This is a genomic window from Salinimonas marina, assembly GCF_015644725.1.
GTDB lineage: Bacteria > Pseudomonadota > Gammaproteobacteria > Enterobacterales > Alteromonadaceae > Alteromonas.
The window spans coordinates 2,800,266-2,818,429 of sequence record NZ_CP064795.1 but is presented as its reverse complement, the minus strand read 5'-3'; the positions used below and the strand labels follow the sequence as shown (position 1 = coordinate 2,818,429).

General features: G+C 50.2%; 19 protein-coding genes and 1 pseudogene. 16 read left to right on the top strand and 4 right to left on the bottom strand.

Features of this window, described 5'->3' with window-relative positions; translation table 11 throughout:
- Positions 1-888, bottom strand: a complete 888-nt coding sequence (locus tag IT774_RS12595) for a flagellar assembly protein T N-terminal domain-containing protein (RefSeq protein ID WP_195810075.1) — start codon at positions 886-888, stop codon at positions 1-3.
- A gap of 214 nt (positions 889-1,102) precedes the next feature.
- On the opposite strand from IT774_RS12595, the gene IT774_RS12590 reads away from it, so the two are divergent.
- Complete coding sequence (locus IT774_RS12590) at positions 1,103-1,573, top strand: LPP20 family lipoprotein (RefSeq protein WP_195810074.1); 471 nt, start codon at positions 1,103-1,105, stop codon at positions 1,571-1,573.
- A 35-nt stretch (positions 1,574-1,608) separates the two neighbouring features.
- Here the strand turns inward: IT774_RS12590 and flgN are convergent, their stop codons facing one another.
- From flgN to flgA, 3 genes are all read right to left on the bottom strand, one after another.
- Positions 1,609-2,037, bottom strand: a complete 429-nt coding sequence (flgN, locus tag IT774_RS12585) for a flagellar export chaperone FlgN (protein ID WP_195810073.1) — start codon at positions 2,035-2,037, stop codon at positions 1,609-1,611.
- Between the two features lie 9 nt (positions 2,038-2,046).
- Positions 2,047-2,385, bottom strand: coding sequence for a flagellar biosynthesis anti-sigma factor FlgM (gene flgM / locus IT774_RS12580; protein WP_195810072.1), 339 nt, complete (start codon positions 2,383-2,385; stop codon positions 2,047-2,049).
- 98 nt (positions 2,386-2,483) lie between these two features.
- A complete protein-coding gene (gene flgA / locus IT774_RS12575; protein ID WP_232364983.1) occupies positions 2,484-3,269 on the bottom strand; it encodes a flagellar basal body P-ring formation chaperone FlgA in 786 nt (261 codons plus the stop codon).
- A gap of 153 nt (positions 3,270-3,422) precedes the next feature.
- On the opposite strand from flgA, the gene IT774_RS12570 reads away from it, so the two are divergent.
- From IT774_RS12570 to IT774_RS12505, 15 genes and pseudogenes are all read left to right on the top strand, one after another.
- Positions 3,423-4,349 (top strand): chemotaxis protein CheV, encoded by a 927-nt coding sequence (locus IT774_RS12570; RefSeq protein WP_195810071.1) that lies wholly within the window; start codon positions 3,423-3,425, stop codon positions 4,347-4,349.
- Between the two features lie 12 nt (positions 4,350-4,361).
- Positions 4,362-5,195 (top strand): CheR family methyltransferase, encoded by an 834-nt coding sequence (locus IT774_RS12565; RefSeq protein ID WP_195810070.1) that lies wholly within the window; start codon positions 4,362-4,364, stop codon positions 5,193-5,195.
- Positions 5,196-5,276: 81 nt separating this feature from the next.
- Positions 5,277-5,684 (top strand): flagellar basal body rod protein FlgB, encoded by a 408-nt coding sequence (flgB, locus tag IT774_RS12560; protein WP_195810069.1) that lies wholly within the window; start codon positions 5,277-5,279, stop codon positions 5,682-5,684.
- Entirely contained in the window at positions 5,684-6,106 is a 423-nt protein-coding gene (flgC, locus tag IT774_RS12555) for a flagellar basal body rod protein FlgC (RefSeq protein ID WP_195810068.1), read from the top strand. Before flgB ends, flgC begins: the two co-directional genes overlap by 1 nt.
- A 22-nt stretch (positions 6,107-6,128) precedes the next feature.
- Entirely contained in the window at positions 6,129-6,815 is a 687-nt protein-coding gene (locus IT774_RS12550; RefSeq protein ID WP_195810067.1) for a flagellar hook assembly protein FlgD, read from the top strand.
- 14 nt (positions 6,816-6,829) lie between these two features.
- On the top strand, positions 6,830-8,212 hold the full coding sequence (gene flgE / locus IT774_RS12545; RefSeq protein ID WP_195810066.1) for a flagellar hook protein FlgE: 1,383 nt from the start codon (positions 6,830-6,832) through the stop codon (positions 8,210-8,212).
- A 138-nt stretch (positions 8,213-8,350) separates the two neighbouring features.
- The gene (locus IT774_RS12540) at positions 8,351-9,094 is read left to right on the top strand and encodes a flagellar basal body rod protein FlgF (RefSeq protein ID WP_195810065.1); all 744 of its coding nucleotides are present in this window, start codon (positions 8,351-8,353) and stop codon (positions 9,092-9,094) included.
- Between the two features lie 48 nt (positions 9,095-9,142).
- Positions 9,143-9,931 (top strand): flagellar basal-body rod protein FlgG, encoded by a 789-nt coding sequence (gene flgG, locus IT774_RS12535; RefSeq protein ID WP_195810064.1) that lies wholly within the window; start codon positions 9,143-9,145, stop codon positions 9,929-9,931.
- A gap of 12 nt (positions 9,932-9,943) precedes the next feature.
- Positions 9,944-10,624: a flagellar basal body L-ring protein FlgH gene (flgH, locus tag IT774_RS12530; RefSeq protein WP_195810063.1), complete on the top strand. Its 681-nt coding sequence runs from the start codon at positions 9,944-9,946 to the stop codon at positions 10,622-10,624.
- Between the two features lie 9 nt (positions 10,625-10,633).
- Positions 10,634-11,746: a flagellar basal body P-ring protein FlgI gene (locus tag IT774_RS12525; RefSeq protein WP_195810062.1), complete on the top strand. Its 1,113-nt coding sequence runs from the start codon at positions 10,634-10,636 to the stop codon at positions 11,744-11,746.
- Positions 11,746-12,699 carry a flagellar assembly peptidoglycan hydrolase FlgJ gene (gene flgJ, locus IT774_RS12520; RefSeq protein ID WP_195810061.1) on the top strand — a complete coding sequence of 318 codons (954 nt, stop codon included), beginning with the start codon at positions 11,746-11,748 and terminating at the stop codon, positions 12,697-12,699. The genes IT774_RS12525 and flgJ overlap by 1 nt, the downstream gene beginning before the upstream one ends.
- Before the next feature lie 22 nt (positions 12,700-12,721).
- A pseudogene (flgK, locus tag IT774_RS12515) lies at positions 12,722-14,786 on the top strand (flagellar hook-associated protein FlgK).
- Positions 14,787-14,792: 6 nt separating this feature from the next.
- A complete protein-coding gene (gene flgL, locus IT774_RS17915) occupies positions 14,793-15,425 on the top strand; it encodes a flagellar hook-associated protein FlgL (protein WP_332308847.1) in 633 nt (210 codons plus the stop codon).
- Positions 15,400-16,014, top strand: coding sequence for a hypothetical protein (locus tag IT774_RS17910; RefSeq protein ID WP_332308846.1), 615 nt, complete (start codon positions 15,400-15,402; stop codon positions 16,012-16,014). Before flgL ends, IT774_RS17910 begins: the two co-directional genes overlap by 26 nt.
- Before the next feature lie 571 nt (positions 16,015-16,585).
- Positions 16,586-17,422 (top strand): flagellin N-terminal helical domain-containing protein, encoded by an 837-nt coding sequence (locus IT774_RS12505; RefSeq protein ID WP_195810060.1) that lies wholly within the window; start codon positions 16,586-16,588, stop codon positions 17,420-17,422.
- The last annotated feature ends 742 nt before the right edge of the window (positions 17,423-18,164 follow it).

Sequence of the window (18,164 nt, the reverse complement as noted above, 5' to 3'; positions counted from 1 at the left end):
CTACGGCTTTACCATAAGCAGATCCCCAAAACTGCGCGGAAGCAACATCAATTTGCGCCGTTCGGTCAAATTGCCAGGGGCAGTTAATTCATAGGCTTTATTCATCAGCGTACCGCCGTGCATGCCATCCAAAATGGTGATGGCCAGGCTGAACTGACGCATGTCAGTGTCATCTTGCCAAAATGCCAGTGAGGAAGCGTTGGAGCGTGCAACATCCAGCCCGGTAATGGTGGCACCAAGAATATACTGAGCCTGATGCTGGCGGGCCAGCGCCGGGGCCTGTTCAATAATTTCGCGTCGGTACCAATTGGCGCTGTAAGGAGCGATAGCCTGAATAGAAACCGCCGGGGCATGCTGGGCAAACCGCTGTTTCAACTGCCGCGGTAACACCTGCGATAACTGGCCAAGCTGACCGTCTAAAGCCTGCTGCGGATATTGAATAGGAAAATGAGTGGTGACCAGCGTTTTTTGAAAACCGGCGGCAGGGCACTGCTCCGGTTTGGGGAAAATATCAGCGCGAATACGTACGGTGACATAACCGTGCTTCCAAATTTCGTCAATCAGTTCAAGCTGATTGACTTCACCATTAGCCTGAACCTGGAACGAGTCTTCAGTAATAAGACCATTAGCAAGCGTTTGCACGCTGTGTACTGAGGCGCCGGCAAACAGCATGGCCTGCTTTAACGCTTCGGCGGTCGCTTCTTCGCGGGCTTGCTGTTTGGGTTTGCCGGCCAGCAGCGCCTGCCCCTGGGCTTCAAACCAGGCGGCACTGGCTTGCCCGGCCGGTAATGTCAGGCACATCAAAGCGGCAAACCATTTCCCGAGTACTTTTAACATACCCTGGGGCGCCAGTGGCAAAGCGGTATTTTTACTAACTGGAAGATTCATTACACTGCCTGAATTTTGTCACACAAACCTGAGATTGCTTCAGCTCTTGCACAATTCGTTCCCAAAAATTACACCGCATCACAGTTTTAATCCAGGCTAAGGGATTCAGGCACGTTCTTTGCCTTTACTTTCATCAACAACATAAAAACGACAAATTTTTGCTGTTTCAGCATGGGTTTTAGGTCGGTGTTATCAACTTGCTGGCAGGTAGCCAATGAAAATTATCTCAAAATTCACCCTTGCATCATGCCTTGCTATTGGTCTGTGCAGTGGGTGCGCATCGCCATTCACCAAGCATGTCGAATGGGAAACGATAGAACCAGAAAAATATCCGGTACTGACCGCGGTGGGGTATGCCCCGATACAGTCTCAAACCGGTGAAAGTGACAGTCAGCGCGAAATTATGGCGATGAAAGCTTCCAAGCTCGATGCCTATCGTGAATTAACCGAGCAGGTTTACGGACAGCGCATTAACGGCGAGCAGTCGGTGGCGAATATGGTCATGGGGAACACCCATTTGCAAGGTTCAGTAGAAGGCGTGATCCGAGGGGCGCGGGTTATTAAAACGTATCCCGCCGGAAAAGATACTTATGTCACGGAACTGGAGCTGGATATGCAGCGGGTCTACGATCTGTATTTGTCTACGGCTAAGCCCAAACGGGTTCGTGACGTTACTTACTACTAGGATTTATTGAGGTTTTATCGTCAGGCGCCAGGCGATTATGCCTGAACGCCCGAGCCTGAGCGCCCTGAATTGGGCTTGCCGCTTTTATCGTACGTCAAAGATTCTTTGGCACGTACTTCAAGCATCAGGTTGCGCAAGTGGGTTAACCGCAGCTGGCCTTGTTCGACCGCACGCTGATTAATCTGGGTCTGGTACTGACATTGTTCCAGTATTTTGCGTGCCCGCGCCACCAAAGCTTCGGCTTCGGCAGGCGGCTGGGTATCTGACATCTGAACCTGATAATGCTTGTTGAGGAAGGCATCGGTGTCCTGAATGGCATCCAGGGTTTGTTCTTTTTGTTGTAGCAGGTTCATCAAATCTTCAGCATTGCGAGTGCTGATAAGGTGAAGCTCTTTATCCAGCAGCGCGGCCAACGATTCTAATTGTGAAATCTGTTGTTCTAGAGCTGACTGTAAAGACTGCATAGTTTATTCCTAAGATTTTAAGCCAAATACCTGCGCCTCTAGCTGTGCGATTTTGCGAGCTAATGATTCAGGATCTACACGGTATGAACCGCTTTCGACTGCTTTTTTAAGCTTATCGACTTTTTCCTGATCAAACGGCGCTTCAGCACTTTTCTTTTGTACCTGAGAAAGCTGCTGAGCTGACTGAGTCAATGATACCGAGTCCTGTCGCGGCGCCGTCACCGTTTGCGACTTCGCAGCCGCCTGCTGTTGCACCGCAGTTTGGTTCTGGTTTTGCTGAGACCCGACTTTGTTGTTGTCTAACGGGGTTTTATTAACACCGTTATTATTTACATTATTAATTGCCATAATTCGTTTCCACTACCTTTGTTTCACCTCAATAGAGTTATCGGCAGTGCACAAAAGTTCTTTAGAGGTATTTTACATATAAATGCTGGTATCACCTATTAAAGTCTCACTACGACTTCATCGGTGCTGGCTACCTCGGCAATGACCAGCTTTTGAGAGCTGGCATTAATGACTTTAATGTTCTCGCCCAGCACGCCATCCTGCTGCGCGATACCAGAGGTACGAACCCGCATACCACCTATCTGAGCACTGATGGTAATACGATCGCCCTTACAGATAAAGCATAGCATATTGGCCTGAATCGGCTGGCCCTGGCGAACCCGGCGTTTCATGCGGGCGCCAATCAACGCATCGGTGGTGTGATAGGCGGTGTGCCGTAACCGATTTGTTTCGACCTGGGCCACACGTAAATTATCGATATCCAGCACCGTCCCCGGGCTTATCATAGACGCGGTCACCACTACCGGTTGGGTGCGCAAAATGCGCGCATTAGCAAACAGATACCATTCGTTGTCGTTGCAGCTTACCCGCACCGAGATATAGGCCTGGCTGAAGCTATTTTCATCGGCATGATAATTAAATCCCGCCGGACAGTTCACGATTTGGATGCGTTGGTCGATATCAGCTACATCAATAGTGATTTGATTGACACTTTGTTTATTCTTTAGTTGGTTTTGCAGGTAGTTTTTCACCCCGCGCTGGACAACTGCATGATTGTTGCTATCTTTCTGGCCAGAAGCGGAACTTGCCTGTGAAGCCGTCAGGCGGTTGCCGTTACTTGCGGCCGCCGGCGATAACGACGTGCTTAACCCCAGCATGCCGACACAGCTTAGCCATAATGCCCGGTGTCGAATTAAACGCCTGATGTCAAATAATGAGTTCATATAGTCATGTTCGTTTGAGCTTGTTTTGTCTATGCTAGAAGAGGGTCCGCTGCGTATCGTGGCGTCACTTTTTTGGCGATTTTAATCCACGATAGGTTATGGCAGTCTAAACGCAATGTTCATGCCCGATTTTTATTTTTTTTGAGGTGATGTATGTCAGGTATTCTCGATTCGGTTAACCAGCGCACTCAGCTGGTAGGTCAAAACCGACTGGAATTGTTACTTTTTCGTCTAAACGGGCGCCAGCGATTTGGTATCAATGTGTTTAAAGTTCGGGAGGTTTTGCAATGCCCTCCGCTCACCTCAATTCCAAAACTAAACTCTTTGGTGCGGGGCGTGGCGCATATCCGGGGCCAAACCATTTCGGTCATTGATTTAAGCATGGCTACCGGTGGTCGCAAAATTGAAGATTTGCAGAGTGCGTTTATTGTTATTGCCGAATACAACCGGTCGGTCCAGGGATTTTTGGTAGGCGCGGTCGAGCGTATTATCAATACCAACTGGGACGCTATTATGCCGCCACCGCAGGGGACTGGCCGCGCCAGTTATCTGACAGCGGTGACGGAGATGGACAATGAGCTGATCGAGATTCTGGATGTTGAAAAGATCCTCAATGAAATTTCACCATTAAATGCCGAGGTCAGCCCAGAGGTAGCGTCTACGTTAACGGCCAGGGTCAATGAAGAAAAAATTATCTTTATTGCCGATGATTCTTCAGTGGCCCGCAGTCAGGTTAAAAAAGCATTGACGGCCTTGGGCCTGGAAATCGAGCTGGCCAAAAATGGTAAGGAAGCATTAACCCGGTTAAAAGAGATTGCGGCAGAGACCGGCGATGTTACCGATAAAGTCGGGGTATTGGTTTCTGATATAGAGATGCCGGAAATGGATGGCTATACCCTGACCGCGGAAATTAAGAATACGCCGGAGTTACAAAAGCTGCATGTGGTATTACATACCTCGCTAAGCGGGGTATTTAACCAGGCGATGGTGAAAAAAGTGGGTGCGGATGACTTTATCGCTAAATTTCACCCTGATGAACTTGCCACGGCCGTTCAAAAATGGCTGGTTGAAGCCCAGTAAGGTTGAACACTGTTGAAAGTTAAAGAGGTATCAGCGCCGGTCTATCAGCGCTTCAGCCAGTTTCTGGAACAACAATGCGGCATCGTATTAGGCGCTAACAAACAATACCTGGTGCGCAGCCGGCTTTCGCCCCTGCTGTACCAGTATGAGTTTGATCGCATTGATGATCTTATTGAGTCCATCATGCTGATGACCAACCGAAGCATGCTACAAAGCGCGATTGATGCGATGACCACCAATGAAACGCTATGGTTCAGGGATGGTTATCCGTTTGAGCTGCTTAAGCAAAAGCTATTGCCGGCGCTGGCGCTAAAGAACAAAAAAATCCGTATCTGGAGTGCGGCCTGCTCTTCCGGTCAGGAGCCTTACTCTATTGCCATGTCGGTGCTTGAATATCAACGACAGAAACCCGGCGCTTTTGCCCAGGGGGTCGAAATTGTGGCCACTGATTTGTCTTCAAACATGCTAAGTAAATGCGAAGCCGGCGTGTATGACGAACTGTCTCTGGCCCGCGGTTTATCTGCACAGCGTCGCGAACAGTTCTTTACGCCACACGATAGCGGCATGTTACAGCTTAATTTGCAGGTGCGCAGGATGGTGTCGTTTCGTTCGCTAAACCTGTTGCACAGCTATGCCGGGCTGGGCCGTTTTGATCTGATATTTTGCCGTAACGTGCTTATCTACTTTGCACCGGAGATCAAACAGCGCATCCTGCAACAAATTGCCGCCCAATTGCTGCCAGGCGGCATCCTTTTCCTCGGCGCGTCAGAATCCATTGGCCGCGCCACCACGCTTTTCTCCATGGAAAAGTGCTATCCGGGCCTGTTTTACCAGCTTAAACCCTGAAAATTCAAATACCTTGCTAACGTCAAAAAAACTTTGGCACCTCATTTGCACAAGCTGATGTGTAAATGAGGAGTGTCAAATATGGCCATCAATCTGGATAAACTGGTTAGCTTTCACCAAAACGCGGTAAATATACGCGAAGATCGTATGGAAGTGATCGCTGGCAACCTGGCGAATGCCAATACCCCGGGCTACAAAGCCAGAGATATCGATTTTAAGCAGGCAATGTCGGCGGCCCAGTCCGGGCAGCAGTCATCGTCGATGGTGCGAACCCATGACAAGCACATCGGCGGCAGTGCCAGCACCAGCCCGTTTGATGTCCAGTTTCGGATCCCTAACCAGCCAGATACTGGTGATGGTAACACGGTCGAAGTACAGACCGAGCGTAATGCATTTTTAGAAAATGGCATGCGCTACCAGGCCTCGATTCAGTTTCTGGATTCAAAAATTAAAGGCATGAAGAAAGCGTTAAGTGGAGGACAAGCCTGATGAGCTTATTTAACGTCATGAATATTTCCGGTACCGGGATGGAAGCGGAAAATCTTCGCCTGAATACCACCGCCAGTAATATTGCCAACGCCAATACGGTGAGCAGCAGCGAAAACGATACCTATCGCGCGCGGTATCCGGTTTTTTCGGCGGCCTTACAACAAGCCACCCAGGAGCAGTCCAAAGGGGTTGGGGTTGAGGTAAAAGGGGTGGTGGAAAGTAACACACCGCTAAATGTGGAATATGCCCCCAATAACCCCATGGCCGATGCTGAGGGTTACATCTATAAGCCCAATGTTAATGTGGTGGAAGAGATGGCCAACATGTTGTCCGCCTCCAAAGCCTATGAGACCAATGTGCAGGTCGCCGATACCACCAAGAAGTTATTCCGGCGGGTATTGCAGCTTGGTAAAGGCCAGTAGTGATTAAGTAAAGGAACATCACGTGAATACAGTAAACAATAACGGGATGATGTCTGATCTCTACTGGCAGGAAGAACAGGTCAAAGTGGCCGATGGCAGTGAGCAGAAGCTATCCCAGGAAGATTTCTTTTCATTACTGACCGAGCAGCTGGCCCACCAGGATCCCAGCAAACCGGTGGATAATGATCAAATGGTTGCCCAGATGACCTCCTTTTCGATGGCCGAAGGCATCACCGATTTGAATCAGAAGTTCAGCAATTTTGCGGCTTCGATGACTTCCAATCAGGCGCTGCAGGCCTCCAGCCTGATTGGTCAGAATGTACTGGTGGAAGGCAATGTGGGGTATATGCAGGGCGATGGCGCCGGGTTTAGTGGTGTAGTCGTCAATGACCAGAGTGTGCAGGATATGAAGATCACCGTTTCTAACCAGTACGGTGAAATTGTGAAGACCATTGATGCCGGCACCCAGGCGGCAGGTAACATTCAGTTTCAGTGGGATGGTACCGATACCGCCGGCAACCCCATGCCGGCTGGTGAATACGTGGTCAGTGCCTCGGGCGTAGCTCAGGGCGAGGGGGTAGCTATCGCTACGGCCGTCAACCGCCATGTGGGTAGTGTCAGTCTGGCCGGCAGTGGTCAGGGCGTAATTTTAAATTTGGATGGTGATGTTAGCATCAGTCTTGATGACGTCATCCAGATCGGCAGTTAGCAGGAGAATGAAAGATGTCATTTAATATTGCACTAAGCGGTGTTTCGGCCGCACAAAAAGATTTGGATGTAACCGCGAACAACATCGCCAATGTTAATACGGTAGGCTTTAAAGAATCACGAGCTGAATTTGGCGATGTTTATGCCTCATCACTACTGGCAGGCGGTAAGACCAAAGTGGGTGACGGGGTATTGACGCAGGAAGTTGCCCAGCAATTTTCACAAGGTAGCTTACAGTTTACCAATACCGCTCTGGATTTGGCGGTGACCGGTAATGGTTTTTTTGCCACTGTCTCTGAGATCACCTCCCGGGATTATTCCTTTACCCGCGCCGGTCAGTTCAAGCTGGATGAAGATAATTTTGTGGTTAACAGCAACGGCGACAACCTTTTGGGTTTTCCGGTCAACAAAGACGGCACCAGCGCCTCGGTGGCCTTAAGTACCTCACAGCCGGTGCGCATTCCGGACTCTTCAGGGTCGCCGCAGCAAACCTCAGAAGTGGATTTGCGGATGAATCTGCCAGCCAGTGATACCGCCCTGGATCCAGCCCAGTTCGATCCGGAAGATCCTTTAACCTACAATGCAGCAACCTCGGTCACAGTGTATGATTCACTGGGTGACAGTCATGTTATGACCTATTACTACATCAAAGACAGCGCACCCTCGGCCACCAATGACTGGTATGTGGCCACCGCAGTGGATGACGAATTAGTGAACCTGGTCAACTCGGATGGTACTACGTCGGATCCAGCCACGGCAGCCAATGCCATCGGCAGCGGAGCCACGGCGGTGTCTGCGGCCAAGTTGCAATTTAGCCCGGGCGGGGATTTTGTCGGCATCCAAGCCCCGGATGGCACCGTACGCCAGGACAATAAAATTGTGACTCAGGCGCTGGGGAACACTATTTTAACTAATGGCTCGGATGATACGCAGCAGATCGCGATTGATTTCAATCTTAATCCGAATAAAGCCACGCCTAATGAACCTACCCAGTTTGCTTCTGCTTTTGAGGTTACCTCGCTGGAACAGGATGGCTTGCCGGTAGGGCGGTTGACCGGTATTGATATCGGTGCTGACGGCCTGGTGCGGGCGACCTTTTCTAATGGTACTTCCGAGCCCATTGTTCGGGTAGCCCTGGTGCGCTTTGCCAATGAGCAAGGCTTGACCCAACAAAGCAGTACGCAGTGGAAAGAAAGTATTGAGTCAGGCGAAGCGCTGGCGGGTGAGGCGACCACCGGTACCTTTGGTGAAATCAATTCCTCAGCGCTGGAGCAAGCTAACGTGAATCTGACCACCGAGCTGATTGACCTGATTATCGCTCAGCGTAACTTCCAGGCCAATTCCCGGGCGCTGGAAGTCAACAACCAGCTTAATCAGACTATTCTGAATATTCGTTAATACCCTAAGTTTCTATTTTTCATACCCTTTAAGGCCGCCATGTGCGGCCTTTTGTTTTTATCCTGAACAAACTTCCAGCATTGGCACTTCCCTTGCAACCCCTTGCTTATCAATTGTCAAAAACGTCAAAAGTCAGTCATGGATAAACTTCTTTATATCGCTGCAAGCGGCGCCAAGCAAGACCTGCTGGCCACTGGCGTACGCGCCAATAATCTGGCTAATGCCCAAACCACCGGCTTTAAAGCTCAGCTTGAACAGGCCCGAAGCATGCCGGCTTACGGCGAAGGATTGCCGACCCGGGTATTCGCGATGACAGAAAGCCCGAGTAACAACTATGAGGGTGGCGCCATGGTGCAGACCGGCCGTGACCTGGATGTCGCCGTCCAGGGCAAAGGCTGGTTCGCCATGCAGGATGCCACCGGCCAGGAGGCAATGTCTCGCGATGGTAGTTTTCAGATGGGTCCTGACGGCGTTTTGACGGATATGCACGGGAATATCGCCCTGGGTGATAACGGCCCCATTTATCTGCCAGTGCCCCTGGATAATCTGAATATCGCCTCTGATGGCACTATTTCAGTACGTCCGGTGGGGGCGCCTGAGAATGTATCTCAGGAGGTGGGCCGTCTGAAACTGGTAAACCCGCCACTGAATAATATTGAGCGTGGTCAGGATGGCTTATTCCGGACCAAGGATGGCAGTGTACCGTTTGCTGATGCAAACGTGCAGATACGCTCAGGCATGGTCGAAGGGTCTAATGTAAACGCCGTAGATGAAATGGTCAGCATGATCAGTTTGCAGCGTCATTATGAGATGCAGGTAAAGCTGATGAAGCAGGCAGATGAACTGTCTACCCGTGGCAATACACTGTTGAGAATTCTTTAATTTTGATTTTTGTAACCAGCCCAAAAAGATACGGCTGAGGAGTATGTTATGCATCCAGCATTATGGATAAGTAAAACCGGTTTAGACGCAGCCCAAACAGATGTTGCCGTCGTCTCTAACAACCTGGCAAACGCCTCAACCGTAGGATTCAAAAAAGATCGCGCGGTATTTGAGGACTTGTTGTATCAAAACATCAATCAGCCGGGAGGGCGTTCGTCGGCCGATACTGAGCGCCCATCAGGCTTGATGCTGGGCTCAGGCTCTAAAGTCGTCGCCACCCAGAAAGCGCATACCCAGGGCAACCTGCTCACTACTGAAAATGCACTCGATATGTCTATCCAGGGCAAAGGCTACTTTGAGATTTTGCAGCCGGATGGCTCCATTGCCTATACCCGCAATGGCCAGTTTACCCTTAATGACCAGGGCCAAATTGTGACCTCCGGTGCCGGCTTTTTGCTGCAACCTGAAATCACCGTACCTGAAGATGCTCAGCAGGTGACGATATCTCAGGATGGTGAGGTGTCGGTGTCGACCCGGGGACAGGCTGAAAACCAGGTGCTGGGGCAGATTAATGTCTCTGATTTTATTAACCCTACGGGATTGCAGCCCATCGGCCAGAATTTATTTGTAGAAACAGCGTCAAGCGGCACGCCCATTCAGGGGATTCCCGGGTTACAGGGACTGGGTACGTTGTCTCAGGGCACGCTGGAAACCTCAAATGTGAATGTGACTGAAGAGCTGGTGAATCTGATTGAAAGCCAGCGTTTGTACGAGATGAACTCAAAGGTTATTTCGTCGGTGGACCAGATGCTTGGTCAGGTTATTCAGCAGCTATAACGGACGACTCAAATGCGTAATCTTATTGTTATCAGTATTACCGCGTGGCTGGTGGGGTGCAACAGTACCCCCGAGCCCCCGGTTGAAGCCAACGACCCTTCGTTTGCCCCCGTGGTGCCTGATATTCCACGCGAGCACATTGCTGAAGATGGCGCATTGTTTCGTCCGCATATGGCCAACAGCCTGTATTCCGATGTTACCGCCCGACGGGTAGGTGACATTATAACGGTTTCGCTGGAAGAGAACACGGCGGCAACAAAATCGGCAGGGACCACCACCTCTAAAGATGCCGGCGTTAATGTTCAGCCGATTGCCGGCCTGGGCGGTAACTCGGTCAATATCGGCGGTGAGTCTATTCAGCTGGGGATCGGCGCCAGTAATGATTTTTCCGGTGATGCTCAGGCTAACCAGCGCAATAGTTTAAGTGGGGCAATCTCTGTCACCGTGGTGGATGTGCTGCCCAATCAGAATCTGGTGATTCGGGGCGAAAAGTGGCTCACCCTCAATCAGGGGGACGAATACATTCGGTTGACCGGCATCATCCGGCCGGCGGATATCAGCCCGGAAAACGAAATTACATCAACCAAAGTCGCTAATGCCCGCATTCAGTATAGTGGCACAGGCAGTTTTGCCCGGGCCCAGGAAAAAGGCTGGCTGACCCAGTTTTTCTCATCTTCATACTGGCCGTTCTAGGATAATATCATGAAGATTTTTTACCAGTGGATGTTGTTGTGTTTATTACTGACAAGCAGCCAGCTACATGCTCAACGAATCAAAGATGTCGCCGATATCCAGGGCGTGCGATCGAATCAGCTGATTGGCTATGGCCTGGTGGTGGGTCTGCCTGGCACCGGTGAACAAAGCCCGTTTACGGAACAAAGCTTTCGTACCATGCTGACCAACTTTGGTATCAGCCTGGATCCAAATACCAAGCCCAAGATTAAAAATGTGGCAGCGGTGGCCGTGCATGCTGAGCTACCGCCGTTCATCAAGCCTGGCCAGACCATCGACATTACGGTGTCGTCAGTAGGTGAGGCCAGCAGCCTGCAGGGCGGCACCTTACTGCAAACCTTTTTGAAAGGTGTGGATGGCAAGGTATACGCAGTAGCGCAGGGCAGTCTGGTGGTCAGTGGCTTTGGCGCCCAGGGCCAGGACGGTTCTAAAATTGTGATTAACACCCCCACCGTAGGTCGGATCCCCAATGGTGCACTGGTAGAGCAATCTGTACCCTCGGGCTTTGCCACCGGCGATACACTGACCCTGAATTTACACTATCCGGACTTTTCTACCGCCAAGCGTCTGGCCGATACCATCAACGAGCGATTAGGTGCGCAGCCAGAGCAAGGCTACAGCATCGCGACGCCGATTGATGCGGCTTCAGTAAGGGTGTCGGCGCCACGGGATGTGGGCCAGCGGGTCGGCTTTTTAGCCACGCTTGAAAATTTTGAATTTGAACCTGGCAAGGCGCCGGCCCGGGTGGTTATCAATAGCCGCACCGGCACCATTGTTATTGGCCAGGATGTGCGGTTGCTACCGGCCGCCATCACCCACGGCGGATTGACAGTGACCATTGCCGAAAACCAACAGGTCTCCCAGCCTAATGCCTTAGGGCAGGGGGAAACAGTGGTGACCACCCAATCGATAGTGGATGTGGATTTGGCAGACAGCCGGATGTTCAAATTTGAACCCGGCGTGACCTTAGACCAGCTGGTTCGTGCGGTTAACGAGGTGGGCGCGGCGCCAGGTGACCTGATGGCTATCCTGGAAGCCTTGCGCCAGGCCGGTGCATTACGTGGCGAACTGGTGGTGATCTGATGGATAGTTTACCGACACGTAATCAACTGGATATGGCACGCAACGCCAACGACCTGAGCGGTCTGAACTCATTGCGTGAAGCCATTGCCAACGGCCAGGATAAAGAAGCATTACAGGAAACCGCGCAGCAGTTTGAATCTATTTTTGTGCAGATGATGCTTAAATCGATGCGTAAAGCCCAGGACGCGCTGGCCGATGAAAACAGTCCGTTTAACTCACAACAAGTTAAATTTTACCGTGATATGCACGATCAGCAACTTGCGGTGGACCTGACCTCCAATGGCGGGATGGGGCTGGCAGATATTATTGTCAAGCAGCTGGGACAGAACAACCCAGACTACACTCCGGCCAGCGCTATTCGCAGCGATGGGAACCTGGCATCACTCAATCTGCAGGTTAAGCAGCAGGTGGCACAGGCGGAGCAGGCGGTGATGGCGCCGCCAGAAACCAGCCATTCAACAGCGTTTAAGGCGCCGATTGTGGCGAACAAAGAAGCCTTTGTAGAAGCCCTATATCCTCATGCCAAGCAGGCGGCTGAAAAAATTGGCGCAGATCCTAAAGCCATTATCGCGCAGGCGGCAGTAGAGACCGGCTGGGGTCAGTATGTAATTCATGATAATCAGGGGGCGCCGTCCTACAATTTATTTGGCATCAAAGCCAACAGCCAGTGGCAGGGCAAGCAGGCGGTGGTGGACACGGTGGAATTTTCTCAGGGCGTGGCTGCACGTCAAAAAGCCAGCTTCCGGGCTTACGACTCGATTGCCGATTCTATGAATGACTATGTTGATTTTATCAAATCGGGCGCACGCTACGAACAGGCAGTGCAAAATAGTCACGATGCCAAAACGTATTACCAGTCTTTGCAACAGGCTGGCTATGCAACCGACCCCGCCTATGCTGATAAACTGATGAGTGTGTATCAGGGCAGCACGCTGGCAGGCTTTAACCCGTAATGCGTAAAGGAATAAGCTGATTATGCGAACCGTAGATTTATTCTCAATTGCCAGTAGTGGGGTGAATGCCAGTAATAAACTGTTGCAAACCACCAGTAACAATATCGCCAATGTTAATACCGAGGGCTATGTACGGGAACGCACCGAGTTCAGCAATACGTTGTTGTCCGGGGTGGGTGAAAGTACTACATCGAGGGTTATTGATGTATTTGCCCAAAATCAGCTTCGTCGCGATATCACCGCCGTGGGTGAAATGGAGGCTTACAGTCAGAAAGCAGGCATTATCGATAATTTACTGGCCAGCGAAGCGAATTCTATTGCCAATGGGTTAAGCCAGTTTTTTGGTTCGGTGCAAACGGCTGCCGATGATCCGACTAATCTGGCTTCGCGCGCCGCCGTGCTCGGTGAGGCCGAAGGATTAGTTCGTCGAATGAGTACGGTGTCTGAGTACATGGAGTCCATTGAGGAAGATCTGAATCTTGAGTTTACCTCCCAGGTAAAAGAAGCCAACGCTCTGATCAAAAATATCGGTGAGCTGAACCGCACGATTCTGCTTAATCAGGGCAATCCGCAGGGCGCACCCAATGGGCTGCTAAATGAACGTGATAAAGCAATCAATAAGCTTGCTGAATTAGTGTCTGTAGAAGTGCGAACCAATGACAATGGTAGCAAGGCGGTCAATTTAAGTTCAGGCGAGTCGCTGGTTCTGGAAAATGGTGGTTTTAACTTATTCGAGCTGTCCGGCGGGCCTGATACCGATGCCAAACAGCTGGAGCTGGCATTTAATGTCCAAAACAATCAACCTCAGGCCTCGGTACGTATTACCGAGGAAAAACTGGGGGGAGCCTGGGTGGTCTGTTTCGTTTCCGGGATGAGGTGCTTGGGGCGGTTCAGCGAGATGTCGGACAAATGGCGGTGGCCATGGCCGATGCCATGAATAGCCAGAACCAACTGGGCATGGACTTAGACATGCAGCTGGGCGGCAACCTGTTTTCATTACCGGAGTTTACCGCTTTACCTTTCCCTTCTGCTGGTGCCGCGCCGCCAGCGGTGGATGCCCGCTTTACCCCGGGCAAAGGCACTGAAGTCACCGATGCCGATTACAAAATAGAGATTGAGTCGGTGGATGGCTCAGGTAATCCTACGTCGATTGCGGTCACCGCATTAAATAGTGATGGTACGCCTAAAAATACTGATGTTAACGGCAATCCGGTTAAACAATCCGGTATCAGCATTATCGCGGGTGATTTTACCCAGTTGCCGGGGGGGTAGAGGTACAGTTTGATAGCGGTGGCGGTTACACCACTGACGATGAGTTTTTATTGCAGCCCACCAAAACCGTCGCTTCTGACTTGAGTCTGGCCACCACCCGACCCGAAGATTTAGCCTTTGCCGCGCCCGTCCGGGTCAACCCGGGTAGTAATAATTTAGGGGATGCCAGTGTCAGTGGGGTCACCATTACAAATACCGCAGTAGGGCAGTCGGCCTTTGATGGTAATCAGGGGCTTGCCACGCCGGCGGGCGCCCCCGGCGAGGCCCCGGTAAAGCTGCAGTTTACTGCCCAAAATACTTTTAACGTGCTCGATAGCGCCGGCAATACGCTCAATACTGTCACCATCAACGATGGCGATTACAGTAATTTGCTACAACAAGCGGCTTATTCTGCAGATTATCCGGGGTATGATCTGAGCCTGAGCGGGATGCCAGCGGCAGGCGATACCTTTGAGTTGGTCTACAATACCAATGGTATTGACGATAATACCAACGCGATAAAAATGGCCGAGCTACAACAAGCCGATTTGGTACAATTAAGCAATCAGTCTTCCAACCCGAAGCGCTCATTGCATGATGCGTTTTCGACCATGGTGGGCCGGGTAGGGGAAAACTCCGCCAGCGCTTCAGTTTCCTTACAAGCGGCCGAAGCAATGAAAGAGCAGTCACAAAACTGGTTTGACTCGGTATCCGGCGTAAGCCTGGACGAAGAGGCGGCGAACCTGGTGCGTTTTCAGCAGTCTTATGCTGCAGCAGCACGTATACTCAGTACTGCGCAGGAATTATTTAACACAATATTATCGGCAGCCAGGTAACGGTTTATGCGTATTTCTACCAGTCAGCTTTATGATCAAAACATTCGCTCGATTATGGATAATCAGCGTGAGATGACCAAAACTCAGGAAGCATTGTCGACGGGCAAACGTATCAACCGGCCCTCCGATGATCCGGTTGGCGCCGCCAAAGTGGTGCGCCTGACCGAAGAGCTGGACAAGCTTACCCAGTACCAGCGTAACAATGATCTGCTAAAAAACGGTCTGGGGCAGCAGGAAGCGGTGCTTGACGGTATTAATAACTCGGTGACCCGGGCCCGCACGCTGATTGTTCAGGCAGGCTCTGGCGCGTTATCGCCAACCGATCGCCGCGCGATTGGCACTGAGCTTGGACAAATTCGTGATGAAGTTATTGCCCTTATGAATTCACAGGATGCCAATGGCGACTATATCTTTGCTGGTTATCAGTCCCAAACCCCTGCTTTTAGCTTAAATGAAGCCAGTAGCGGCCAGAATGTTATTTTTAATGGCGACAGCGGTGAAAACAAAATTAAACTGTCTGACAGTGTGAGTGTAAGAAGCACTGCCAGTGGTCAGGATTTATTTGCTGATGTGCAGGGCCGGCGAACCTTTGCCCTGGGGGGAATAGCCCGGAGTGACCGTTTCGGCCGCAACGATTGATCAGCAAGCCGCCTTTGATGCGTTCAGCAAAGCTAATTACGACGCTCTGACGCCGGCCAATAACAATTACGAATTGGAAATTCTGGCTGGTGGTCAGGCTCGGCTGACAAACACCGGCACCAATACGGTGGTGGAAACAGTGGATTATGCTGCTGACACGCCCTTTACCGTAAAAGGCATGAGCTTCACACTCGCAGGCAGCCCCGGAGATACGGTCTCGTTTTCTTTAGATGCGCCCACCAAAACCAGCTTACCTGAAACCCTGCACGATCTTTCTCGAATACTGGTGCAAAGTACGCCGGGGCAGGACCTGGACGATGCCCTGAGTGATGCCCTGAGCGGAATAGACAACGGCCTGGAAAAAGTTGCATTGGAACGCTCTTCTATTGGCGGGCGGTTAAATATTGCCGAGTCAGTATATGAAACAAATCTGGATCTGGAGCTGGCAGCAAAAGGTGCGCGTTCTGCCATCGAAGATACGGATTACGCCCAGGCTTCGGCTGAATTTGCCAAGCAGGAAACGGCGCTCAATGCCACCCTGGCCACCTTTTCAAAAGTAACTAATTTATCATTGTTTAATTATCTGTAATTCAGGCCGCCAGCATCACCGAGTAGGCTGGCGACGCTGTTTCTATTTAATAAAACAAATCCCAACCACCGACATTATTGTTCTGCAATATAACCTGCTAATACTGTTAGGGTATAAATTCTAACACCTTTGTATGCTTCTCCTATCTTCCTGACAATCCCACTAAAAATAATTAAGATTTTGATTTTTAATGCTTTAATAATTTATTTTCATGGTGCGCTTTTCACATCAAAAAATCAGTGTGGATTTATCTTATTCTGCATCCTTTTTCCTAACTATCCGGCCTATCGGCAATTCATTCAGTCTTTGAGTAAATTTTCATCAAAAAAAATTGCCATAAAAAATGTATATAAAATAATACGTTGCTGTGCTCAATAGGCGGCAAATTGGTGCCGCCAACCGGCAAGTGTTGATTTTTTTCTAAAGGGAACTGGCCAAGGGTCGATAAGAATACCGAGAGAGCCAGTTAATCAAATACCCCTCAGGTGCTTGATGACTACTAATTTTAAAAATCGCCGGTGCCAATCCGGTTTGCCAGCACCAGCTGGACTGAGAGTGTAGGAGAGACTTTATGTCTATGTTCGTCAATACCAATGTGTCTGCGTTAAATGCCCAGCGTCAGCTGTCTAATGTAAGTAGCTCATTAAACACATCTTTTGAGCGGTTATCTTCAGGATTTCGAATCAACAGCGCTAAAGATGATGCTGCGGGTCTGCAAATTTCTGACCGTATGACCTCACAAATTGAAGGTTTGAATCAGGCCGTTCGAAATGCGAATGATGCGATTTCATTATCGCAAACCGCAGAAGGCGCGCTGGATGAAACCACCAATTCATTGCAGCGTATCCGCCAGCTGGCGGTACAGTCACAAAATGGAATTAACTCATCTGCCGACCGGGTCGCGCTTCAAAAAGAAGTATCAGCCCTTAAAACAGAGATCACCCGTATTTCTACTGACACCGAGTTTGGAGGCGCGGACCTGTTAAACGGCAGCTTCTCAGCCAAATTCCTGGTAGGTGCCAACGCGGGCCAAACCATTTCGGTGAACCTGGAATCAAAAAATATCGATGGCTTAAATGGCTTTAGTGCTAAAGGGCTTGGTATAGATGGTAGCGTAGCTACTGCAGCAAAAGCGTCGGCATTACTGGCTGATGTAGATAAAGCTATCTCTGCCATCGGTGGCGCCCGTGCCGATTTGGGTGCGCTGCAAAACCGTTTCCAGTCAACCATTCGTAATCTGAGCAACATTTCTGAGAATGTATCAGCGGCCCGTTCACGTATTCGTGATACGGACTTTGCCACTGAAACAGCCAACCTGACCCGTAACCAGATTATCCAGCAGGCCAGCACCACTGTGTTGTCGCAGGCGAATCAGCGGCCACAGGCAGCCTTATCACTGTTAGGCTAAGCAGATGACCACACCACGCGGGTTTGAGGCCAGGAGGTAGTGAACTTGGGTATCAGCCAACGTTAATAACCAAGGCTGTTGTACAACAGCTTTTCAAAGACCGGTTCTTCCGGTCTTTTTTATACCTGAATCCAAATTTAAGTTACTGATAAATATAAAATTTAAAAATTAGCGTAAAAAAGACTAAAGGTATTTCTATACCCTGACGATACATTAAGCATAAGGCACTGGGAACAACAAAAACAAGCCCGGGCCGAAATGCTGAACAGGTTGCATTAATAATAAAAAACGCACCGCAGCAAGCAGATAAAACAATAATAGCAATGTCTGCAATATTGAAATCGTTAGGAAAGATTGCACCATTATCTGGCGAATCAGTAATACTGAAAAACGCCAGAGACATGAGTGGCAAACAACCCAGCTGATGCACCACTGCTACACGGTGTGATTAAGCTTCCGACAGAAGACATTCGAGATTGAATATTTTCTGGCTGCCACGCGCAGCAGGTTTACTGCAACAGTAAATCTCACAACGCCTTTTCGGGGCATTAATACAACGACGCTCTAAATGCTGAATTTATTGGCAGGGGAGAGTCTTGCCTGAAGAAAGGGATGCTGACTGGCAGGAATGAAGCCAGGAGGTAGTGAGAGGTATGAGGTCTGGAAACAACAGACCTGCAGTCAGCGTTCACCGGGTAGTGTGCCACGGTGTATAACTCGAACCGGCAAGCCGGCAAGAGTG